The sequence below is a fragment of the uncultured Dialister sp. genome (genome assembly GCF_937959425.1).
In the GTDB taxonomy this organism is placed as follows: domain Bacteria; phylum Bacillota; class Negativicutes; order Veillonellales; family Dialisteraceae; genus Dialister.
On the sequence record NZ_CALGPS010000160.1, the window covers coordinates 1 to 6,578 of the forward strand.

General features: G+C 48.8%; 6 protein-coding genes. All 6 read left to right on the forward strand.

The annotated features are described in order from the left end of the window. The first annotated feature begins 314 nt into the window (after positions 1-314). On the forward strand, positions 315-1,304 hold the full coding sequence (locus Q0482_RS06605) for a biotin--[acetyl-CoA-carboxylase] ligase (RefSeq protein ID WP_299144866.1): 990 nt from the start codon (positions 315-317) through the stop codon (positions 1,302-1,304). Positions 1,305-1,508: 204 nt separating this feature from the next. Further along, the gene (locus Q0482_RS06610; protein WP_299144868.1) at positions 1,509-2,078 is read left to right on the forward strand and encodes a biotin transporter BioY; all 570 of its coding nucleotides are present in this window, start codon (positions 1,509-1,511) and stop codon (positions 2,076-2,078) included. 721 nt (positions 2,079-2,799) lie between these two features. After that, the gene (locus tag Q0482_RS06615) at positions 2,800-3,570 is read left to right on the forward strand and encodes a type III pantothenate kinase (RefSeq protein WP_291055315.1); all 771 of its coding nucleotides are present in this window, start codon (positions 2,800-2,802) and stop codon (positions 3,568-3,570) included. Positions 3,571-4,545: 975 nt separating this feature from the next. Then, entirely contained in the window at positions 4,546-5,400 is an 855-nt protein-coding gene (locus Q0482_RS06620) for a transporter substrate-binding domain-containing protein (protein ID WP_299144869.1), read from the forward strand. A 22-nt stretch (positions 5,401-5,422) separates the two neighbouring features. After that, the gene (locus tag Q0482_RS06625; protein ID WP_299144874.1) at positions 5,423-6,268 is read left to right on the forward strand and encodes a transporter substrate-binding domain-containing protein; all 846 of its coding nucleotides are present in this window, start codon (positions 5,423-5,425) and stop codon (positions 6,266-6,268) included. 78 nt (positions 6,269-6,346) lie between these two features. Continuing rightward, the coding region (locus Q0482_RS06630; RefSeq protein WP_299144876.1) for a hypothetical protein at positions 6,347-6,578 on the forward strand (232 nt) is incomplete at its 3' end.

Here is a 6,578-nt window from a genome sequence, read left to right on the forward strand (position 1 = left end):
CCGGATAGGAAACTTTTGGCAAATAGTTTCCTGTCGGTAAGAAGCACCGTAGCGTCAAGCCGAATAGGAAACTTTTCGCAACCAGTTTCCTGCCGGTAAGAAGCACCGTAGCGTCAAGCCGGATAGGAAACTTTTCGCAACCAGTTTCCTGCCGGTAAGAAGCACCATGGTGTCAAGCCGAATAGGAAACTTTTCATCCCATAATGTTAATACTACTAACTTTACAGGTTGACGAATAGTTTACAACTGTTTATAATGAGTAAAGAATCTGATATATGGTTCACAGGGAATAGTCTTTTTATGGGAGGCGTTTTATGAGAAACGAAATCCTGGATTACTTCAGGAAGGCCAATGGGGAGTTTGTTTCAGGAGAACAGATTTCCAAAGATCTCCATGTTTCCCGCACGGCCATTTGGAAGCATATTAAAGTACTGAAAGAGAGAGGATATATTTTTGAATCCAGCACCAGAAAGGGGTATCGGCTGATTTATGCACCGAACCTGCTGACGCCGCTGGAAATCGACAGTGCCCTTCATACGGAAACTTTCGGACGCCATGTGGTTTATATGTCCTCCACCCGGTCCACCAATGAGGAAGCAAAGAAAATTGCCAGGGAAGGGGCGGAAGAAGGCACCATTGTGGTGGCAGAGGAGCAGACCAGCGGCCATGGAAGGCTGACCCGGGGATTCTATAGCCCCTTTGCCAAGGGCGTCTGGTTCTCTTTGATTTTAAGACCGAAATTCTTCCCTATGGAAGCGTCCAAGTGCACCCTTCTGGCAGCCATCGGCGTGTGCCGGGGGATCCGTCGTCTGGGACTGAAGGATGCAGGCATCAAGTGGCCTAACGATATCCTGTACCATGGCAAAAAAATGGTGGGCATCCTGACAGAAATGTCCGCATCCATGGAAAAAATCGACTATATCATCATGGGTATCGGCATCAATACCGGTATGAAGAAGAGTGAATTCCCGGAAGCTTTCCGCGAAACATCTACGTCCTTCCTCAATGAAGGCATCGACGTTTCCAGAAAAGATCTTCTGGCTGCCGTGCTGGCCGAACTGGAAAAAGAGTACCACATCGCCCAGACCGAAGGCTTTGAAAAGGTGCTGGATGACTGGCGCGCCCTTTCCATTACCCTGGGGCAGGAAGTACGGGTTATTTTTGGAAACGAAAGCTACACAGGAAAAGCGGTGGACATTGATAAAGACGGCTGCCTCATGGTAGATACAGGCACCCATATGACCCGCGTCATTGCAGGCGATGTTTCCATCCGCCCGGTGGATGCGCCCATCCCTAAAAGATAAATCTCTCCATTTAGGGAAGCGCTGATTCAATCACTGTCTGCTTTTATTCTTATGAAAGCAGACTCTATGAATGAATCAGTGCTTCCCTGGGGAGAAGGAGCGCTTAAAAGAGTACAGTGCTTCCTTCACAGGTTTCAGCCGTTCCGGGCATTTCACTCTTCATGTCTGATACACGGACGGTCATAAGAAAAGGAGAAGAGTTTCATGGAAAAAGGAAAAATGCATAATATTATCAGCGCCGCTATTTTTGCAGCGATTATGGCAGTGCTTTCACAGTTCACATTCCCCATCGGCCCCGTGCCCATTACTCTGCAGAGCTTTGTATGTGCCCTGGCAGGCGGTGTGCTGGGAAGGAAATGGGGCGCCATCTCCATCGGCGTATGGCTCCTGCTGGGCCTTCTGGGCATTCCCATCCTTACCATGGGGAAAGCAGGCGCAGGCATTTTCTTTTCTCCTGTAGGCGGCTTCTACCTGGGCTTTGTGGTGATGGCCTGGATTTCCGGCTTCCGTCTGGCTGAAAAAGGCCATTTCCTCCGGCAGGTTTCCTCTGCCGTACTGGGGCTTATCTGCTGCTATGCCCTGGGTACCATCTGGTTCATGGGATACTTCCACTTCGGCCTCGGCAAGGAAATGCCCCTCTGGACCGCGCTGACCCTTACCGTATTCCCCTTCGTGGTCTTCGACCTCATCAAGGTCATCCTGGGCGTCATCTGCGGTACCCGCATCCGTCAGTCCCTGAACCAGGCGGGATATTATCCTACCATGGAACATTGAGAGTGAAAAGTTTCCTGTTCGGCTTGGCACTGCTGCTATCCATACCGACAGGAAACTAGTTGCGAAAAGTTTCCTATTCGACATGACGCTACAGTGTTTCTTACCGGCAGGAAACTGGTTGCGAAAAGTTTCCTATCCGACATGATGCTACAGTGCTTCTTACCGGCAGGAAACTATTCGCCTATAGTTTCCTATCCGACATGACACTTTTGCTATTCATCGCAGCAGGAAACTATTAGTGAAAAGTTTCCCATCCGGCATGACACTGAGGGTATTCATATCAGCAGGAAACTATATGCGAAAAGTTTCCTGTCCGGCGTGACGCCGCTGCTGTTCATATCGGTAGGAAACTATTGGTGAAAAGTTTCCCATCCGACATGACACTGAGGGTATTCATCTCAGTAGGAAACTGTATGCGAAAAGTTTCCTGTCCGGGATGACGCTGAGGGTATTCATATCAGCAGGAAACTATTGGTGAAAAGTTTCCCATCCGGCATGACGCCGCTGCTGTTCATCCCGCTGGGAAACTGAAAAGGCCGGTAGCCTGTCTGCCGGCCTTTTCTATGCTCTGGAAGTTATGAATGGACCTAATCATATGAATTTCTGGCCAAAAATCTATCATTTGTTATGATTTCCCTTGACAGAATGGAAACTTTGTTGCATTATACACTTGATGAAATTTTAATGGCGCCTTATAGGCCCGATTCCGGAGGAGATTCACATGCTTCTTGCTTTTGATGTAGGAAATACGAATATTGTATGCGGTGTATACAAGGAAAGGAAACTGATCCGCCACTGGCGGGTGGCTACAGATACCCTGCAGACCGCCGACGGCTATGCAGCCCTTCTGGGCACCCTTTTCCAGCTGAACGGACTGGAATTCAAGGACGTGGAAGATATTATCATTTCCACCGTTGTTCCGCCTATCATTCCTATTCTGGAAACCATGTGCCAGCGTTACTTCCATACAAAACCCATCATGGTGGGACCGGGCATCAAGACAGGCCTTAATATTCTCTACGATAACCCCAAGGAACTGGGCGCCGACCGTATTGTCAATGCGGTAGCCGCCATTGCGGAATACGACTGCCCCCTCATTATTATCGACATGGGCACTGCCACCACCTTCTGCGTGGTGGATACCAAGGGCAATTACCTGGGCGGCGCTGTGGCGCCGGGCATTGGTATTTCCATGGAAGCCCTTTTCCAGAGAGCCTCCAAGCTGCCCCGCATCGAACTGGTGAAAACACCGAAAATCATCTGCCGCAACACCGTTTCCGCCATGCAGGCCGGCATTTACTACGGCTTTGTAGGCCAGATCGATGAAATCGTCAATCGCATCAAGGAAGAACTGAACGAACCAAACGTAAAAGTCATTGCCACCGGCGGCTTGGCTACCCTCATTGCCAAGTCCTCCAAAACCATCGACGTGGTGGATCCCATGCTTACACTGAAAGGTCTTCTTGTGCTTTACGAAAAAAATAAGAAATAACGAAAAAGCCGACGGCCCTGCCCGTCGGCTTTTAGTTTCCTGCCGGTAAGAAGCACCATGGCGTCATGTCGGATAGGAAACTGCAGGCGAATAGTTTCCTGTCGGAATGAAACGCTATAGTGTCATGTCGGATAGGAAACTGCAGGCGAATAGTTTCCTGCCGGTAAGAAGCACCATAGCGTCAAGCCTGATAGGAAACTGTACGCGAATAGTTTCCTGCCGGTAAGAAACACCATAGAGTCAAGCCGAATAGGAAACTTTTCGCAGATAGTTTCCTGTCGGTAAGAAACACTGTAGCGTTATGTCGGATAGGAAACTTTTCGCAACCAGTTTCCTGTCGGTAAGAAGCACCGTAGCGTCAAGCCGGACAGGAAACTATACGCAAACAGTTTCCTGTCGGTAAGAAATACTGCAGCGTCATGTCGGATAGGAAACTTTTGGCAAACAGTTTCCTGCCGGTAAGAAATACTGCAGCGTCAAGCTGGATAGGAAACTGTACGCGAATAGTTTCCTGCCGGTAAGAAACACCATAGAGTCAAGCCGAATAGGAAACTTTTCGCAGATAGTTTCCTGTCGGTAAGAAACACTGTAGCGTTATGTCGGATAGGAAACTTTTCGCAACCAGTTTCCTGTCGGTAAGAAGCACCGTAGCGTCAAGCCGGACAGGAAACTATACGCAAACAGTTTCCTGTCGGTAAGAAATACTGCAGCGTCATGTCGGATAGGAAACTTTTGGCAAACAGTTTCCTGTCGGTAAGAAACACCATAGTGTCAAGCCGGATAGGAAACTATACGCGAATAGTTTCCTGCCGGTAAGAAACACCATAGCGTCCTGTCGGATAGGAAACTTTTCGCAAACAGTTTCCTGCCGGGATGAAAAGCTCCGGTGCCATGCCTCACAAAATCATCCTCTTGCATTTTCATACGCATAGTTGTATATTTATAAAAAATAAAGTATTTTTATGTGGAGGCGTAATGATGAAGAAGATGGTTAAAGCAGCAATTCTGGCGCTGGCGGCAGCCGGCATGGTGGTACTGGGAGGGTGCGGCAGTTCACAGCCTGCTAAATCACAGGGAGGGAGTGCTTCCCAGAGCGCCCTCATGCAGAAAATAAAAAAGGATGGTAAACTGGTAGTAGGCACGGCCTCCGGATTCCCGCCCTATGAATTTCTGGATACTTCGGTGAAGGATCAGAAAAAGATTGACGGCATTGACATGAAGCTGGCGGAAGCGGTGGCTAAGAAGCTGGGAGTGAAGCTGGAAGTACAGGACATGACCTTCCAGTCCCTCCTTTCTTCCATCACCACCGGCAAGGTGGATATTGCCATTTCCGCCATCAACCCCACCGATGAAAGAAAGAAGACGGTGGACTTCTCCCATAATTATCTGGAAGGGAAGCAGACGCTCCTTATTCGTAAGGAAGATGAAGGAAAATACAAGACCCTGGCCGATTTCAAAGGGAAGAAAATAGCAGTACAGAAATCTACCATCCAGGAGAAGCTGGCCACCGAACAGATTCCCGATGCCCAGATCGTGGCCCTGGCCAAGGTGCCTGACGCTCTGCTGGAACTGAAGCAGGGGAAGGTGGATGCGGTGCCGGTGCAGAATATTGTGGGCGGCCAGTACCTGGTCACCAATGACGACCTGGCGCCTGCGGATATTTATTTTGAAAAATACAGCGGAGGCTCCGCGGTGGCAGTGCCTAAAGGAAGCGATGATGTGACTGCTGTAATTAATGAAGTCATTAAAGAAAACCAGGAAAATGGAAACATTGATAAATGGGTGGATGAAATGACGAAGAAAGCGGTAACCAACGCACAGTCCAAGTAATTCCCTGAAGGAGGGACCGACCATGAAGAAAACAATGAAATACATACTGCTGGGAGCGGCTCTGGCAGGCACCATGCTTGCCGCCGGCTGCGGAGACTCTTCCACTGCCAAAAGCGGCGCCGCCTCCGGCCAGTCACAGAGCAAGCTCATGCAGACCATCAAGCAGAGAGGAAAGCTCATTGTGGGCACCTCTTCCGGCTATCCGCCCTATGTTTTCGTGGATGCGGAGTCTCCGGACAAGAAGGTCATCGGCCTTGACATGGAAATGTGCAAACAGATTGCCGACAAGCTGGGCGTACCTATGGAAGTGCAGGATATGAGCTTCTCCGCCCTCCTGTCCTCCGTCACCGCCGGCAAGGTGGATATTGCAGTAGGCGGCGTTTCTCCTACGCCGGAAAGAGAAAAGGCCATGGCATTTTCCGACCTCTATCTTCCCACGGAGCAGAAACTTCTGGTACGGAAGGCAGACCAGCACAAGCTGAAGACCATGGCTGATCTGAAGGGCAAGGTCATCGGCGCCGAGAAATCCACCACCCAGGAAGCTACGGCCCAGAAGGTGGAAGGGGCTACGGCCATCGGCCTTTCCAGTGTGCCTGATGCCGTGCTCCAGCTGAAGAACGGCAAACTGGACGGCATTGTACTGGAAGGGGTGGTATCCAAACAGTACCTGGTGTACAACGACGACCTGGCCCTGGCGGACGTGCAGTTTGAAGGGGCCAAGAAAGTATCCGCCGTGGCTCTGCAGAAGGGAAATGACGATGTGGTAAAGATTATCAATGAAGTCATCAAGCAGGATACAGAATCCGGCCAGTTCGACAAGTGGGTGGATGAATACAGCAAGATTGCCATTGAAAAGGCAGGAAAATAATTTCACAAAAACAGCAGGTATACAGCACCTGCTGTTTTTTTATGCAAGAAACAGGAATCTCCATGCAAAGGTTCCAAAATGGAGAAATGCGGTAATAGTGGGGAAATTCGTAGAGAAATTCTATTTCATAACGATTTCAAAAAAAATAAAATAAAAATATTTAGTTTGTTTATTTTAGTCTTTACAATGCTAAATATCAATTTAAAGCAAACTTGCTTTAATGATACTAATGTTGTAAATGCTTATGATGAAGTTACTAATTATTATTCATCAATTGACTTTAATCAAACAGGATTAGCTTTAAGAAGTG